The organism is Bradyrhizobium sp. AZCC 2262, assembly GCF_036924535.1.
GTDB lineage: Bacteria > Pseudomonadota > Alphaproteobacteria > Rhizobiales > Xanthobacteraceae > Bradyrhizobium.
In genome coordinates this window covers 7,391,374-7,406,028 of record NZ_JAZHRT010000001.1, presented here as the reverse complement: position 1 = coordinate 7,406,028, position 14,655 = coordinate 7,391,374, and the positions used below count along the sequence as shown (strand labels likewise).

Sequence of the window (14,655 nt, the reverse complement as noted above, 5' to 3'; positions counted from 1 at the left end):
CCGGCAATGACAAGTCTGGAACCCATGCCTGCCCGCCTCTTTCTGTCTTCCGGCGATCTGATGGCCGACCGCCGGTTCGAGTTCGCGCGCGACCTGCAATTGAAGGGCGATCTGCCCGCCGCCGCCGATTTGCTCATGCAGGCGATCGAACTGGCGCCGGATTTCACGTCCGCATGGTTCACGCTTGCCGATATCCGTGAACAACTCGGCGAGCATGAAGCGGCGGTTGCGGCGTATCAAAAGGCCCAGACCAGCGATCCCGGCGATCGCCACGGCGCTGGCCTTCGATTGATGCGGCTCGGCGCCGAACCATTGGTCGGCATGCCGCAGGCCTATGTGCAAACCCTGTTCGACCAATATGCGCCGCGATTTGAAACCTCTCTCGTCGACGATCTCGGCTATCGCGGCCCGGCGCTGCTGTTCAAGGCCGTGCTGTCAGTGCGATCAGCCGCGCGCAAGCCGGCGTTTTTCAAGCGCGCGATCGATCTCGGCTGCGGCACCGGGCTGGCGGCGGCAGCCTTCGCCAGGGAGGTCGATCATTTCATCGGCGTCGACCTGTCGCCGCGCATGATCGAGCGGGCGCGCGCAACCGGCCTCTACGCCGAACTCGAAGTCGCCGACATGCTGCAGGGTCTGCGGACGAGGGGAGATGCGAGCGCCGATCTCATTCTCGCCGCGGACGCGATGGTGTATGTCGCCGAGCTCGCGCCGGTGCTCGCCGAGGCAGCTCGGGTGCTGGCCACCGGCGGGCTGCTTGCCTTCACCACTGAAACCCATGACGGCGAAGGCGTCGTCATCGGCCAAGGGCTGCGTTACGCCCATGCGGCGGCCTATGTTCGCGCGGTGGTCCAATCTGCCGGCCTCAAATTATCCCTGCTGGAAGATCGTTCCGCCCGCAACGAGGATAACGCACCGGTTCCCGGCTTGGTCGCCGTCGCCGCGAAAACTTGAGTCTAGACGCTACGCACGCCGCGTAGGGCGGCATTGCGTGCGACATGTCTGCTATTGCCACTGACCCCGGAATGCCTGATCAAGGCTCCCATAAGGGAGAAACAACAATGAAGAACAAACAAACGCGCCGCGAATTCGGTGTCACCGTGCTTGCCAGCGCCCTCGCATCGGCGATGCCCGCGCCCTTTGTCTGGGCGGCGGAGAAAAAATACGATGCGGGTGCGAGCGACACCGAAATCAAGCTCGGGCAGACCGTGCCGCATTCCGGCCCCGGCTCGCTGTACGGCGTGCTCGGCCGGGTCGGCGAGGCTTATTTCCAGATGCTGAACGAAACCGGCGGCATCAACGGGCGCAAGATAAAATTCTTCACCATGGATGACGCCTACAGCGCGCCGAAATGCGTCGAGGCGACGCGGCGGCTGGTCGAGCAGGAGGAAGTGCTGGCGTTGTTCGGCTCGCTCGGCACCGCGCCGCAGACGGCCGTGCACAAATATCTCAACTCGAAGGGCGTGCCGCAGCTCCTGCTCAATACCGGCGCGTCGAAATGGAACGATCCGAAGAATTTTAAATGGACCATGGCAGGCCTGCCGCTGTATCCGACCGAAGCGCGCATTCTTGCCAAGCACGTCATCGCGGTGAAGCCAAATGCCAAAGTCGGCATCCTCTACCAGAATGACGATTTCGGCCGCGATTTCCTGGGGCCCTTCAAGAAGGTGCTGGCCGATGCCGGCGGCACCGCCCAGGTCATCATCGAGCAGACCTACGACCTGACCGATCCGACGATCGATTCCCAACTCATCAATCTCTCGAAGTCTGGGGCGGATGTTTTCTACAACATCTCGACCGGCAAGGCGTCGTCGCAGTCGATCCGCAGGGCCGCCGAACTCGGCTGGAAGCCGCTGCAGTTGCTGTCGGCGGGATCGACCGGACGTTCGATTCTCAGTGCCGCGGGCTTTGAAAACGCGAACGGCATCGTCGCCATCCGCTATTCAAAGGAGGCTGGACCGGGGCGCTGGGAAAAGGACAAGGACGTGATGGCGTTCGAGGAGTTGCGCAAGAAATATCTGCCCAACGTCGATCCGGACAACACCATCGCCTATGCCGGCTACGGCCAGGCGGCATCGATGGGCGAAATCCTGCGGCGCTGTGGCGACGATCTGACCCGCGCCAACGTGCTGAAGCAGGCGTCCACGCTGGCCGGCTTCCACTCGCCCTTCTTCCTCGACGACATCAATTACAGCTACACGCCCGACGACTACTCGCCGATGAAGACGCTCCATATCTCGGCCTTCGACGGCAAGGACTGGCAGATTTCCGAAAAGGCGGTCACGGAATAGGGCTCTCCGACCTCTCCCCGCAAAGAGCGGGGCGAGGTGAAAAGAAAAGCCCCGGCCTCTCGGCCGGGGCTTTCGTTTTGGTCACCTCTCCGCGATCAGTACTTCGCGACCACCGGCTGGTTGAAGTGGTAGTTGAGTCCGGTACGGAAGATGTGTTCGGTCGCGCCGGTGGCGAATGTCGTGGTGACGCCGTTGTTGGTGAACGGGGTCGTCGACGCGCCGAGGTCGACATAGAGATATTCGGTCTTCGACGTCCAGCCGGGCCCAAACAAGCCGAACAGCTCGAACGGCGTTTCGATGCCGGCACCTGCCGTCCAGCCGGCCCTGGTGTTGGAAATGTCGACAGTGTTGGTGCCGCCGAACGAGGAGAAGATGCGGGTCTTGACCTCGCCATACGCCAGGCCGGCGGTGGCATAGAACAAATTCGATCCGGCCGCGTAACCGATCCGGCCACGCAGGGTGCCGAGCCACGGCAGACGCTGGTCAAATTGCGCGAACGTCACGGCGTTGCAGTTGAACACGCAGGCCTTGTCGTCCCGCATCGACGAACCCTGAATGTCGGCTTCCACGCCGAACACCCAGTTCGCAGCCTGCCAGTTATAGCCGCCCTGCACGCCGCCGATGAAGCCGAGGGGACTCAGGGTAATGTGCGGAAGCGACGCAAACTGAAGCTCGCTGCGGTCGCGTCCCAGTCCGGTGCCGCCATTGGCGCCGAGATAGAATCCGCTCCAGTTCATCGCGATCGATTCCGCGCGCGAATCCGGGGCGCCGATCCGGTAGTTCAGCCCGCCGCGAAAAATGTGCTCGCGATATTCGAAGCTGAAGGTGTTGGCCCCGACGGTCGTCGATCGGTTGCCGAGATCGAGATAGAGATATTCGATCTTCCCGGTCCAGTTGCCGCCGAGCGAAGCTTCGACGCCGCTGCCGATCACGTAGCCGGTCCGGACCTCCTGGTTCACGGTAGTGGCCGTTGTGACGGGGAAGGCGATCCCGCCGAACACCGGCGCGAACGTGTTTGCCATCGTGTCCTTCACGTTGGCGTAGGCGAAGCCGCCCGTTACGTAGGTCAGCACCGGGCCGCTGGCATAGCCGAGGCGGGCGCGCGCGGTGCCGAACCAATCGATCCGCTGGTCGAACGTGATGGACCTGGCCGGGAGGCAGCTCGACACGCAGGTATAATTGTCATGCAGATCGGCGCCCTGGATGTCCGCCTCGACGCCGAAGACCCAGTGTCCGGCCTGCCAGTTGTAACCGGCCTGTACGCCGCCAAGCGCGCCGAACGGCGACTGGTAGGAGATTTCCGTGAAGTTCGTGGGCGGCGCGTTAATGGTGGTGAGGTCACGCCCGACCCCGAGCCCGGCATTGACGCCGACATAGAAGCCGGTCCAGTCGTAGATTGCCGCCACGGGTGTCTTGTACGTTGGCGCCTTGACCGGCAGATCCGCCGCATGCGCACTTATCGAGGCGGCATCAGCGCCGCCGCTGCAATTCTCTTCACGTTCCCCACCCCACGCTTGCTACCTTAGGTCGGGGGAACCTAAATGAGGTGCGACATTCTGTCCGTGACATTGAAGCCACACTCAGGAATTGTTCCCTGTGGAGCTTCTTGCGCAGAGGCCGAAGAGGGCAGCATGCGAGTGATCACCGGCTCATCGATCCCGTCAGCGCGGCCTCGACCTGTCGGTCAGGACGGCATAGCTCTCCCATTGTGACCCTCGCGCTGCACCCCGACATATCGCTGCTTCCGGACGTTTTTCTCCGCTGGTTCGCCGCGCGCGGCTGGTCGCCGCGCGAGCATCAATTGGCGCTGCTGGCAAAAGCGCGCGACGACCGCTCCGCGCTGCTGATCGCGCCGACCGGCGCCGGCAAGACGTTGGCCGGATTTCTGCCGACGCTGGCGGAACTCTCTTCTTCCGCTGCTTCGAAGGGGAGCGGCGAGAAGAACCTCATCTCCACCGGCCGCACCGTGAAGCGCACCGGCGGCCTCCACACCCTCTACATCTCGCCGCTGAAAGCCCTCGCGGTCGATATCGCGCGCAATCTCGAGACGCCGATTGCCGAGATGGGCCTGCCGATCAAGGTCGAGACCCGCACCGGCGACACACCGGTGTCGCGACGGCAGCGGCAGCGGCGCTATCCGCCGGACATCCTGCTCACCACGCCGGAACAATTGGCGCTGTTGCTGTCGTCCGACGATGCACCGTTCCTGTTCTCCTCGCTCAAGCGCATCGTGCTCGACGAATTGCATGCGCTCGTCACCTCCAAGCGCGGCGATCTGCTGTCGCTTGGTCTCGCGCGGCTGTGGCGGCTGGCGCCCGAAATGCGCGCGATCGGGCTTTCCGCGACGGTGGCCGAACCGGAATCGCTGGCGCGGTTTCTGGCGCCGCAGCACGATGGCAAGGAAACAGCCGCCGACATCGTCGTGGCCGGCGGCGCGGCGGCACCAGTTGTCGAGATGCTCGATACCAAGGAGCGCTTGCCATGGGCGGGCCACACCGCGCGCCATGCGCTCGGCGAAATGTACGAGCTGATCAAGCGCAACAAGACCACGCTGATCTTCGTCAACACCCGCAGCCAGGCCGAAATGCTGTTCCAGGATTTCTGGCGCATGAACGACGACGGCCTCGCGATTGCCCTGCATCACGGTTCGCTTGACGTCGCTCAGCGCCGCAAAGTCGAGGATGCGATGGCGGCCGGAAAGCTGCGCGGCGTGGTCTGCACGTCATCGCTCGACCTCGGCATCGACTGGGGCGACATCGATCTCGTCATCAATGTCGGTGCGCCCAAGGGGTCCTCGCGTCTGATGCAAAGAATCGGCCGCGCCAACCACCGGCTCGACGAGCCCTCGCGCGCGGTCCTGATACCGGCCAACCGTTTCGAGGTGCTGGAATGCCGCGTCGCGATCGATGCGATCGCCGAGAATGCACAGGATACGCCGCCCTTGCGTACCGGTGGGCTCGACGTGCTGGCGCAGCACGTGCTCGGCTGCGCCTGCGGCGAGCCGTTCCTGTCAGACGAGCTTTACGCGGAAGTTCTGACATCGGCGCCATATGCTTCTCTCACGCGAACCGATTTCGACGACGTGGTCGATTTCGTCGCCACCGGCGGCTATGCGCTGAAAACCTACGAGCGCTTCGCGCGCATCAAGCAGGACAAGCAGGGGCGCTGGCGTGTCGCCAACCCAAGAGTGCGGCAGAGCTACCGCCTCAACGTCGGCACCATCGTCGAAGAGGCGATGCTGAAGGTAAAGCTGGTGCGCGGACGCGGTGGCCGGGCCGGCTCCACCGGAATGATCGGCCGCGGCGGCAGGATGCTCGGCGAGATTGAGGAATACTTTATCGAGGGACTGGTCGCCGGCGACACCTTTGTGTTCGGCGGCGAGATCGTACGCTACGAGGCACTGGTCGAGGACCAGGTCTATGTCTCCCGCGCCAACGACAAGGATGCCAAAGTGCCGTCCTATATGGGCGGCAAGTTTCCGCTGTCTACCTATCTTGCCGAACGCGTGCGGAAACTGCTGGACGACCGGCGGCAGTGGAATGCGCTGCCGGAGCAGGTGCGCGACTGGCTGTCGCTACAGAAAAATTTTTCACTTGTGCCGGCAGTGCGGGAACTGCTGGTTGAAACCTTTCCCCGCGGCAACAAGCATTACTTCGTCTGCTATCCCTTCGAGGGGCGGCTGGCGCACCAGACACTCGGCATGCTGCTGACCCGGCGCATGGAGCGCGCGCGAGTGCGGCCGCTCGGCTTCGTCGCCAATGAATATGCGTTGGCGGTGTGGGGCCTCGGCGACATGTCGTTCATGATCCGCCACGGCAAGCTCGATCTCAACGCGCTGTTCGCCCCCGACATGCTTGGCGACGATCTCGAGGCGTGGCTGGCGGAATCGGCGCTGATGAAGCGCACCTTCCGGAACTGCGCGCTGATCTCCGGCCTGATCCCGCGCCGCTTCACCGGCGAAGAGAAAAGCCGCCGCCAGGTGCTGTTCTCGACCGACCTCGTCTATGACGTGCTGCGCAAGCATCAGGCTGACCACGTGCTGTTGCGCGCGGCGCGCGCGGACGCCGCCGCCGGGCTGCTCGATCTCAAGCGTCTGGGTGATATGCTCTCGCGTATTCTGGGACGAATCACCCATCGGGAACTCGAACATGTTTCGCCGCTCGCGGTACCGGTGATGCTGGAAATCGGCCGCGAGTCAGTTTATGGCGAAGCGGCGGATGAGTTGTTGGCGGAAGCCGCCGATGAACTCATCAAAGAGGCGATGGGGTAAGACGTGAAGGCAGGGGCGCAATTTTCGGGAGACGATCAAGAGATGCGCGCCTCGAAGGTCATGGTTGCCGACGTCACGTTCGTTGCCGACCTCTTCGGCGCGCTGTTCTGGCAGGAGCAGCGCCTGCTCGTCGTCTCCGACCTGCATCTGGAGAAAGGCTCCAGCTTTGCGGCGCGCGGTGTGCTGCTGCCACCCTATGACACGGTGGCGACGCTCGGCCGTCTCGCCGCCGTGATCGCGCGGCATGACCCGCGCATGGTGATCGCGCTCGGCGACAGCTTTCATGACCGCGCCGCCCACGAACGTCTTTCGGCGCCCGATCGCGAGGCGCTCTCGGCGATGCAGGCGCGGCGCGACTGGATCTGGATTTCGGGCAATCATGATCCAGCGCTGCCGCCCGATCTCGGCGGCGTGGTCGCGAGCGAAGTCGCGATCGGCCCGATTGTGTTCCGCCATGAGCCGACAGGGGCGGCGGGCGAAATCGCCGGCCATCTGCATCCCAAGGCACGCGTCGCCACCCGTGGCCGCCCGATGGAGCGGCGATGCTTTGCGAGCGACGGCGAGCGCGCGGTGATGCCGGCGTTCGGCGCCTATACCGGTGGGCTGAGCATCCGCGACGTCGCGTTCGCGAAAATCTTTGGCGCGCTCGGCTTCATGGCTCACGTGCTCGGCGACAACCGGGTACATGCCATCGCTGCCTCGCGCTGCTATTAGGAGTAGCGCCGGCATCGTCTTAACCTCGCCCCGCTTGCGGGGAGAGGTCGGATCGCATCGCAGATGCGATCCGGGTGAGGGGGTACAGGTCTCACCACCCCCGGCACTCGTGGAGGCAGCCCCTCACCCCAACCCTCTAAGAGCGAGCTTCGTTCGTCTCGACCCCGCGAAGAGCGGGGCGAGGGAGCGCAGCGTGCTCGCTGACTCTTACGCCGCCTTCGCCTGCACCGTGCTGCAGAATTCGGCCAGCCGATCCGCCAGCCGCAATGTCGCGGGGCTGGCATCGGGGGCCGCCACCAGCGCCACTTCGGTTCGGTCGATCGGTGCAAAACCATCCTTCGCCGTCAGCACGCGATGATCGGCCTGGATCGCCATCTCGGACAAAATGCTAAGGCCCATGCCGGCGGCGACCGCGGCCTGGATGCCGGAGAGGTTTGAAGAGGTATAGGCCATGTGCCAGAAACGCCCGGCGCTTTCCAGTGCATGGATCGCGCCCGCGCGATATAGGCAGCCCGAAGGAAAGCCGATCAGCGGCACCGAGCCGGTGCTGACATCGCGTGGATGGGTTTTGCTGGTGACCCAGTGCACGCGCTCCGGCCACACCGCGATGCCACCCTTTTCCCCGGCGGCACGCTTGAACAATGCGAGATCGAGTTCGCCGCGTTCGAGCTCGCGCTTGAGGTTGGCGCTCTGATCGGCGCGCACGTCGAGCCGCAGGCCGGGATGTGAGCGCGAGAATGCCGCCAGCAGTTTCGCCAAGCGATAGGCGGCAAAATCCTCGGGCACACCAAGCCGCACCGCGCCCTCGCTCTCGGGGCGCGCCACCACGTCGCGCGCTTCCTCCGCCAACGCCAGCAGACGCCGCGCGTACGACAATAGCCGTTCGCCGGCTTCGGTCGGCGTCACGTCCTTGCCGCTGCGGTTCAATAGTGGCTGGCCGACATCGTCTTCCAGCCGTTTGATTTGCTGGCTGACGGTCGATTGGGTGCGGTGAACGCGTTCGCCGGCACGGGTGAAGCCGCCGGCATCGACGACACTGACAAAGCTGCGCAGGAGCTCCAGATCGAGCATGTGAATGCTCCATTCATAAATCCACTGGATGTCAGTTTATCATTTAATTTACAAATATCAAGCCAAGGGCCTACCTGATTGGGAAAGGAGACTTCCCAGGAGATTTGCCATGTCGCTCGCGCCCTCGGTCGCGGTTCCTCGCGCCGGTTTCAATCCGCTCCCGCTCTATATCGGCCTGTTCTGCCTGCTCTGGAGTTTTGCCTTCGTCGCCGGCAAGATCGGCGTCACCGATTGCCCGCCGCTGATCCTGCTTGCCGCGCGTTTCTCGCTGGCCGGCGTCCTGATCCTCGGCATTACGGTGCTGCGTGGCGAGGCGTGGTCTTCGCTCGCCTGGCGCGATGCGGCCGTTTTCGCGATCATCGGCGTCGCCAACAACGCGCTCTATCTCGGCCTCGGCTACACCGGGCTGCAGACCGTATCCGCAGGCCTCGGCGGCCTGATCGTCAGCGCCAATCCGGTGTTCACCGCCGTGCTCGCGGCGGCCTTTCTGGGTGAGACACTGACCTGGCGCAAGGTGATGGGCCTTTTGCTCGGCATTGCCGGCGTCGGCTTTATCGTCTGGCACCGCATGTCGGTTGGCACGGATGACTGGCACGGCATCCTGTTCACGTTGGCGTCATTGGCCTCGATCGTGGCCGGCACCATCCTGTTCAAGGTGCTTGCGCCGAAGGGCAGCCTCTGGGTCGGCAATGGCGTGCAGAATCTCTCAGCCGGCATCGTGCTGCTGCCGTTTGCGTTCACCTTCTCCAGCGTGGGCGACATCGTGCCGAGCGCGCGGCTCCTGGGTGCGTTCGCGTTCCTCGTGCTCGGCGGATCGATCCTTGCGTATCTGCTCTGGTTTCATCTCCTGAAAGTGTGTGGCGCGACCGCCGCGAGCGCCTATCATTTCCTGATGCCGCCGCTCGGCATGCTGTTCGCGTTCCTCGTGCTCGGTGAGCATGTCGAACTTCGCGATCTGCTCGGGATCGTTCCGGTGGCGCTCGGCATCTATCTGGTGACCCGCCCGGCGGCGTCAGCGCCGGTCAAGAGGAGTACGACATGAGCCTATCAATCACCCTGATCGGCGGCCCCACCGCCCTGATCGAGATCGACGGCTTCCGTCTCCTCACCGATCCGACCTTCGATGAGCCCGGCGCTTATCAACTGCCGCATGTGAAGCTGGAGAAGTTGACCGGGCCCGCAATGAGCGCGCGCGATGTCGGCGCGATCGATGCGGTGCTGCTGAGCCACGATCAGCATTCGGACAATCTCGACCATTCCGGCCGTGACTTTCTCGGCGAAGCAAAGCGCGTGCTGACGACGGAGGCGGGCGCCAAGCGGCTCGGCGGCAAGACCGAGGGTTTTGCGCCCTGGGCATCGACCGAGCTGAAGAAGGGCGGCCAGTCGTTGACCATCACGGCCACGCCCGCCCGTCACGGACCGGCCGGCATCGAGCCTTTGTCGGGCGACGTGATCGGCTTCGTGGTGGAATCGAGCAGGGCAGGCAGCCGCCCGATCTACATCAGCGGCGACACCACCTGGTTCGATGGCGTCGCGGAAGTGGCAAAGCGCTTCAAGTGTGGTGTGGTGCTGCCGTTCGCCGGCGCAGCCCAGACCCGCGGTCCGTTCCATCTCACGATGGATACCAACGACACCATCGAGACCGCGCGGGCATTTTCCGATGCAGTGATCGTGCCCGTGCATACCGACGGCTGGGCGCATTTCCGCCAGAGCGCCGGCGATTTGCGCGCCACCTTCGATACGCTGGGGTTTGGATCGCGCTTGCGCATTCTGGAGCCGGGCGTGGCGACGACCATCGAGACGGCGCACCCCGCGTGACGGCAACGGCGGCTGCTTGTCTGCCACGGCGTCCTCGGGCAGGGTCCCGGTCCGGAACCTGCTCCCGTCAGGTTCGTTGTCGCTGCGGCTGGACCCGGCATGGCAGAGCACCACAAGTCGAACTCGAAACGTCAAACGAACAAGCATACTGGCAGTGACAGGCTGGCCCCGAAGGCCAGGCCGCCGCAGCCGTTTCGCTTCCGCGATGCGCTGAAGGCGCTCGGCCCCGGCCTGATCACCGGCGCGTCCGACGATGATCCGTCGGGGATCGGCACCTACAGCCAGGCCGGCGCGAAGCTCGGCTACGGCATCGGCTGGACCATGCTGCTGACGTTTCCGCTGATGGTGGCGATCCAGGAAATTTCCGCGCGCGTCGGCCGCGTCACCGGGCACGGCATTTCCGGCAATGCGTGCCGGTACTATCCGGCGTGGCTGCTCCATGTGGTGGTGACGCTGCTGTTCGTCGCCAACACCATCAACATCGCCGCCGACCTCGGCGCCATGGCGGACGCCAGCAAACTGCTGATCGGCGGCCACAGCATCGTCTATGTCCTGCTGTTCGGCGTGACCTCGGTCGCAGCGCAGATCTTCCTCGACTACAAGCGCTATGTCGCGGTGCTGAAATGGCTGACGCTCAGCCTGTTCGCCTATGTCGCGGCGCTCGCCTTTGCAAAAGTTTCGTGGGCTGAGGCGCTCGCCGGCATCCTCGTTCCGCGCCTTTCCTGGAGCCTCGACTATTTCACGACCATCGTCGCGATCCTCGGCACCACGATCTCGCCCTATCTGTTCTTCTGGCAGGCTTCGCAGGAAGCGGAGGATCAGCGTGTCGACGCGACGAAGCGGCCCCTGATCGAAAAGCACTATGGCGCGCGGAAGGAATTTCATCGCATCCGCGCCGACACCATCATCGGCATGGCGTTCTCCAATCTGATCGCGCTGTCGATCATCATTACCGCGGCGGCGACCCTGCATGCGGCCGGCAAGACCGATATTCAGACGTCGGCGGAGGCGGCCGAAGCGCTGCGCCCGATCGCCGGCGCGTTCGCGGAAGTGATCTTCGCGCTCGGCATCGTCGGCACCGGACTACTCGCGATTCCGGTGCTTGCCGGCGCCACGGCCTACGCCGTCGGCGAGGGGCGGCAATGGCCGGTCGGGCTCGCGCGCAAGCCGAAGGAAGCGGCCGCATTCTATGCCGTGCTGGCGCTGTCGGCGGGTATTGGCATCGCGCTGAATTTCACCTCCATCAACCCGATCTCGGCGCTGTACTGGAGCGCCGTCATCAACGGCGTGCTCGCCGTGCCCGTGATGGTGCTGCTGATGTTGATGGCGCGGCGCAAGGATGTGATGGGCCGCTTCGTGGTCGGCGGTTCGCTTTTTTGGCTGGGCTGGCTGTCGACGGCTGCGATGATGCTTAGTGTCGTCGCGATGGGCGTCGGATTCTTTGTCGGGAAGTCGTGATGGGGATACATGGTGGGCACGCTTCGCTTTGCCCACCCTACGAACTGAGCGACGGGCTCAATCCTTCCTAAACACGATCGAGGCCATCCATCCCGTCATCAGCGCCATGAACGCCGTGATCAGCCCGTAAACAAAACCGTGCTGCTGCGCGGTGGTGGCGACGAACTGCTCGAAGCCGACCTTGACGATTTCGAACGCGGTGTCGGTCTTGGCCACCAGTGCGCCGTCGGCGAACAGCTTGATCTCGACGTTATAGAGGCCGATCGGCACTTCCGCGGGCAGGGGAATGCCGGTGCGGAACAGCGTCGGCGTCAGGAATGTCACCGCCGAGGTCTCCTCGCGATAGAGGCCGTGCTGCCGTCGCAGCCGCACGAAGGCGCTGCGGAACACGTCGTCGGGCACCACGTCGGCGTAGTCGCTGCCGACGCGCTGGGTCAGCAAGACGTTGTTCAGCCCGAGCTGCTGCCGCCGCTGCACTTCGGGCGAGGCGATGGCGTCGAACGGCCGGTTGGAGAACAGCGCCAGGTAGCTCGGCACTTTCAGGAACTGCCGGGAGTCGGTGTTGATCCAGATCCCGAACCGGCGCTCCTTGCGGCGGGTGACCATGTCGGCGCGCGGGCCGGCAACCGTCACCACCAGATCGTAGGTGCGATTGGCCGGCGTGGTGGCGTCCTTCTCCACCGAGCCGAACAGCACGAGCTCCTCGCCGGAATAATTCGGCGTCACGGTGACGCGGTGGTTCGACACCGACACGATCAGCCGCTCGGCCTGCGTGGGCGAGGCCGCGAGCACTGCGCCCAGCAAAAGCCCGATCAGCGTGAGCGGGAGGCGCATGGTCATCCCGTCACCCCGGTTTCGCGGATGGTGAAGAGATCCTCGGGCCGGATCACCAGTTCGACGGCAAACCGGACGCCGACGGCGAGCACCAGCAGCCCGAGCAGCAGCCGCAAATGTTCGCCGCGGATTTTCTGCCCCGCGCGTGCGCCGAACTGCGCGCCGGTGACGCCGCCGACCATCAAGATCAGCGCCAGCACGGCATCGACCAGATGATTGGTGATGGCGTGCAGCATGGTGGCGAACACCATCGTGACCAGCGTGAGCACCATCGAGGTGCCGATCACGGTCGAGGTCGGCACCCGCAGCACGTAGATCAACAGCGGCACCAGGATGAAGCCGCCGCCGATGCCCATCACGGCGCCGATGAAGCCGATGACCAAGCCGATCACGACGACGGGAATCACGGACAGATAGATTTTCGAGCGCTTGAAGCGCATCTTCAGCGGCAGGCCATGGATCCAGACATGGCTGCCAGGGCGGCGCATGGTGACCGGGCCGCCGCGGCGGGCCCGCAACAGCGCCCGCAGGCCCTCCCAGAACATCAGGCCGCCGACGGTGGTCAGCAGGATCACGTAGGACATCGCGATCATGAGATCGAGCTGACCAAGCGAGCGCAGCAGCGTGAAGGTCCAGACCCCGAGCGCCGTGCCCATGGTGCCGCCGGTCAATAGCACCGCCGCCAGCAGTGGATCGATGGCGCGCCGTCGCCAATAGGACAGCGCGCCGGAAAACGAGGAGGCGGCGATGTGGCTGGCGACGGAGGCGACCGCGACCGCCGGCGCAATGCCGACGAAGATCAACAGCGGCGTCATCAGGAAGCCGCCGCCGATCCCGAACATGCCGGACACGAACCCAACCGCCGCGCCCATCGCCAGGATGAGGAAAACATTGACTGGGATATCGGCGATCGGGAGGTAGAGCTGCACGCGCGTCTGCTTTTGTAGCTTTGCCGCAAGAGACGGCCGGGCGGCCGCTCAGGGCATGGTTTCTGTTGTATTTGCCGGCAGTGGAAGCCGGTTCGCGCATGCACCTTTGCGTGCGCAGGGCCGGTTCCCGCGTCTTTGCATAACTGAATTCGAAGGGATGAGGGACTAAAAATGCCCGGGAAGGCAAATTTTTGCCGTACACGCGCGCGTCCGTCAGGACGTTGAAACGCGTTACAAATCCGAGGGCCAGATCCGTTCGTGCAAGCTCGGGCGCCCGGCTGGCTCAGGGCTTTCCGAGCGGTTCGGTGACGAGGTTCATGGCCAGCGCCTGTTTGGGGCTGAGCCAGCGAATCTCCCGGGTCTCGGACATTGCTTCCACGATGGAGGACGACACCCCCATTTTGGTCATGTAGCCCAGCACAGCGCCGGCAATCCGCTGGGCTTCCGCGACGGGGTCGTTCACAGGGCTGGTTGTGACAAACCGATGAACACCCAATGCCGAGCCCAATACGCCGAAGCGGGTCTTGCCCCCGGCATAGACCAGCACGCAGGCGCTGGCGCAATAAGCCGGCTTCACCCGGCCCGAGGCGTCGGCGCCGCCGACCGCGGTCGCAAGCGAGCGTGACCGGATGATCTCGCCCATGATCATGGCCTGGTTCAGATCGCCGCCGGGGGAGGCCAGCAGGACGATGTCGCCGGGGACGAGATTGGCCTGGTCCAGCTTGTCGCGAAACAGCGCTGCAGCGGCGGGGCCGATCGTGCCGCTGACGAAGAGTGCGCGGCGACCCTGCCCGGCGCCGTCGAGGTCGACCTTGTCGATCAGCGAAAAAGTCAGGCTCGGCGAGACGTACTGGTCTTTCCAGTAGTGCCAGGCCTCGGGCTGCGACAGGTCGCGGTAGGCGCGAATGCAGACGCCGGAGACCAGCAGGATGAAGATGGCGATCGACCAGAAATGCCGTTTGTGCCGGCGCGGCTGCACTGGCGACGGCTGGGCCTGACCAGCCGGCATGCGCGGCGGCGCGACCGCGGGGCCTGTCGGCGACCTGCGGAAGCGATTTTCCCCCTGGCTGTCTTCAGTCGACAATTGGTCCTCGTGGCAAGTCGACCCGTTTGGGGTCGGGTCATAGCGTTTTCGAGCGAAGTGGGTACCCGGTTCGCGTGAAGAAAACGCGTCAAAACAAGAATCTAGAGCTTTGGTTCTGATTCAATCAGAACGAAAGCTCTAGCCCCAAGCATTATACGAATTTATGGCAGAGGATTATGGCGGCGATGC

The 14,655-nt window shown here is 64.3% G+C and carries 12 protein-coding genes; 7 read left to right on the top strand and 5 right to left on the bottom strand.

From position 1 onward, the window contains the following. The first annotated feature begins 24 nt into the window (after positions 1–24). Both V1283_RS34775 and V1283_RS34770 read left to right on the top strand, forming a co-directional pair. On the top strand, positions 25–951 hold the full coding sequence (locus tag V1283_RS34775) for a class I SAM-dependent DNA methyltransferase (protein WP_334391115.1): 927 nt from the start codon (positions 25–27) through the stop codon (positions 949–951). 107 nt (positions 952–1,058) lie between these two features. Continuing rightward, positions 1,059–2,288, top strand: a complete 1,230-nt coding sequence (locus V1283_RS34770) for an ABC transporter substrate-binding protein (RefSeq protein ID WP_334391114.1) — start codon at positions 1,059–1,061, stop codon at positions 2,286–2,288. Positions 2,289–2,383: 95 nt separating this feature from the next. Here V1283_RS34770 and V1283_RS34765 read toward each other — a convergent pair whose 3' ends face one another. Further along, positions 2,384–3,694: an outer membrane protein gene (locus V1283_RS34765; protein ID WP_334391113.1), complete on the bottom strand. Its 1,311-nt coding sequence runs from the start codon at positions 3,692–3,694 to the stop codon at positions 2,384–2,386. A 302-nt stretch (positions 3,695–3,996) separates the two neighbouring features. Between V1283_RS34765 and V1283_RS34760 the strand changes: the two genes are divergently transcribed. Further along, a complete protein-coding gene (locus V1283_RS34760; protein ID WP_334391112.1) occupies positions 3,997–6,558 on the top strand; it encodes a ligase-associated DNA damage response DEXH box helicase in 2,562 nt (853 codons plus the stop codon). A gap of 42 nt (positions 6,559–6,600) precedes the next feature. Beyond that, entirely contained in the window at positions 6,601–7,272 is a 672-nt protein-coding gene (gene pdeM / locus V1283_RS34755; RefSeq protein ID WP_334391111.1) for a ligase-associated DNA damage response endonuclease PdeM, read from the top strand. A gap of 207 nt (positions 7,273–7,479) precedes the next feature. Here pdeM and V1283_RS34750 read toward each other — a convergent pair whose 3' ends face one another. Continuing rightward, a complete protein-coding gene (locus V1283_RS34750; RefSeq protein ID WP_334391110.1) occupies positions 7,480–8,343 on the bottom strand; it encodes a LysR family transcriptional regulator in 864 nt (287 codons plus the stop codon). Positions 8,344–8,452: 109 nt separating this feature from the next. Between V1283_RS34750 and V1283_RS34745 the strand changes: the two genes are divergently transcribed. The 3 genes from V1283_RS34745 (at position 8,453) to V1283_RS34735 (ending at position 11,619) form a co-directional block, all read left to right on the top strand. After that, a complete protein-coding gene (locus tag V1283_RS34745; RefSeq protein WP_334391109.1) occupies positions 8,453–9,385 on the top strand; it encodes a DMT family transporter in 933 nt (310 codons plus the stop codon). Continuing rightward, the gene (locus tag V1283_RS34740; RefSeq protein ID WP_334391108.1) at positions 9,382–10,161 is read left to right on the top strand and encodes an MBL fold metallo-hydrolase; all 780 of its coding nucleotides are present in this window, start codon (positions 9,382–9,384) and stop codon (positions 10,159–10,161) included. The genes V1283_RS34745 and V1283_RS34740 overlap by 4 nt, the downstream gene beginning before the upstream one ends. A 99-nt stretch (positions 10,162–10,260) precedes the next feature. Next, positions 10,261–11,619, top strand: coding sequence for an NRAMP family divalent metal transporter (locus V1283_RS34735; RefSeq protein WP_334391107.1), 1,359 nt, complete (start codon positions 10,261–10,263; stop codon positions 11,617–11,619). Positions 11,620–11,676: 57 nt separating this feature from the next. Here the strand turns inward: V1283_RS34735 and V1283_RS34730 are convergent, their stop codons facing one another. The 3 genes from V1283_RS34730 to V1283_RS34720 all read right to left on the bottom strand — a co-directional run bounded on the left by V1283_RS34730 (position 11,677) and on the right by V1283_RS34720 (position 14,466). Further along, positions 11,677–12,453: a TIGR02186 family protein gene (locus V1283_RS34730; protein WP_442895905.1), complete on the bottom strand. Its 777-nt coding sequence runs from the start codon at positions 12,451–12,453 to the stop codon at positions 11,677–11,679. Positions 12,454–12,455: 2 nt separating this feature from the next. Further along, the gene (locus V1283_RS34725; protein WP_334391105.1) at positions 12,456–13,382 is read right to left on the bottom strand and encodes a sulfite exporter TauE/SafE family protein; all 927 of its coding nucleotides are present in this window, start codon (positions 13,380–13,382) and stop codon (positions 12,456–12,458) included. Between the two features lie 283 nt (positions 13,383–13,665). Then, positions 13,666–14,466: a hypothetical protein gene (locus tag V1283_RS34720; protein ID WP_334391104.1), complete on the bottom strand. Its 801-nt coding sequence runs from the start codon at positions 14,464–14,466 to the stop codon at positions 13,666–13,668. Positions 14,467–14,655: the final 189 nt, after the last annotated feature.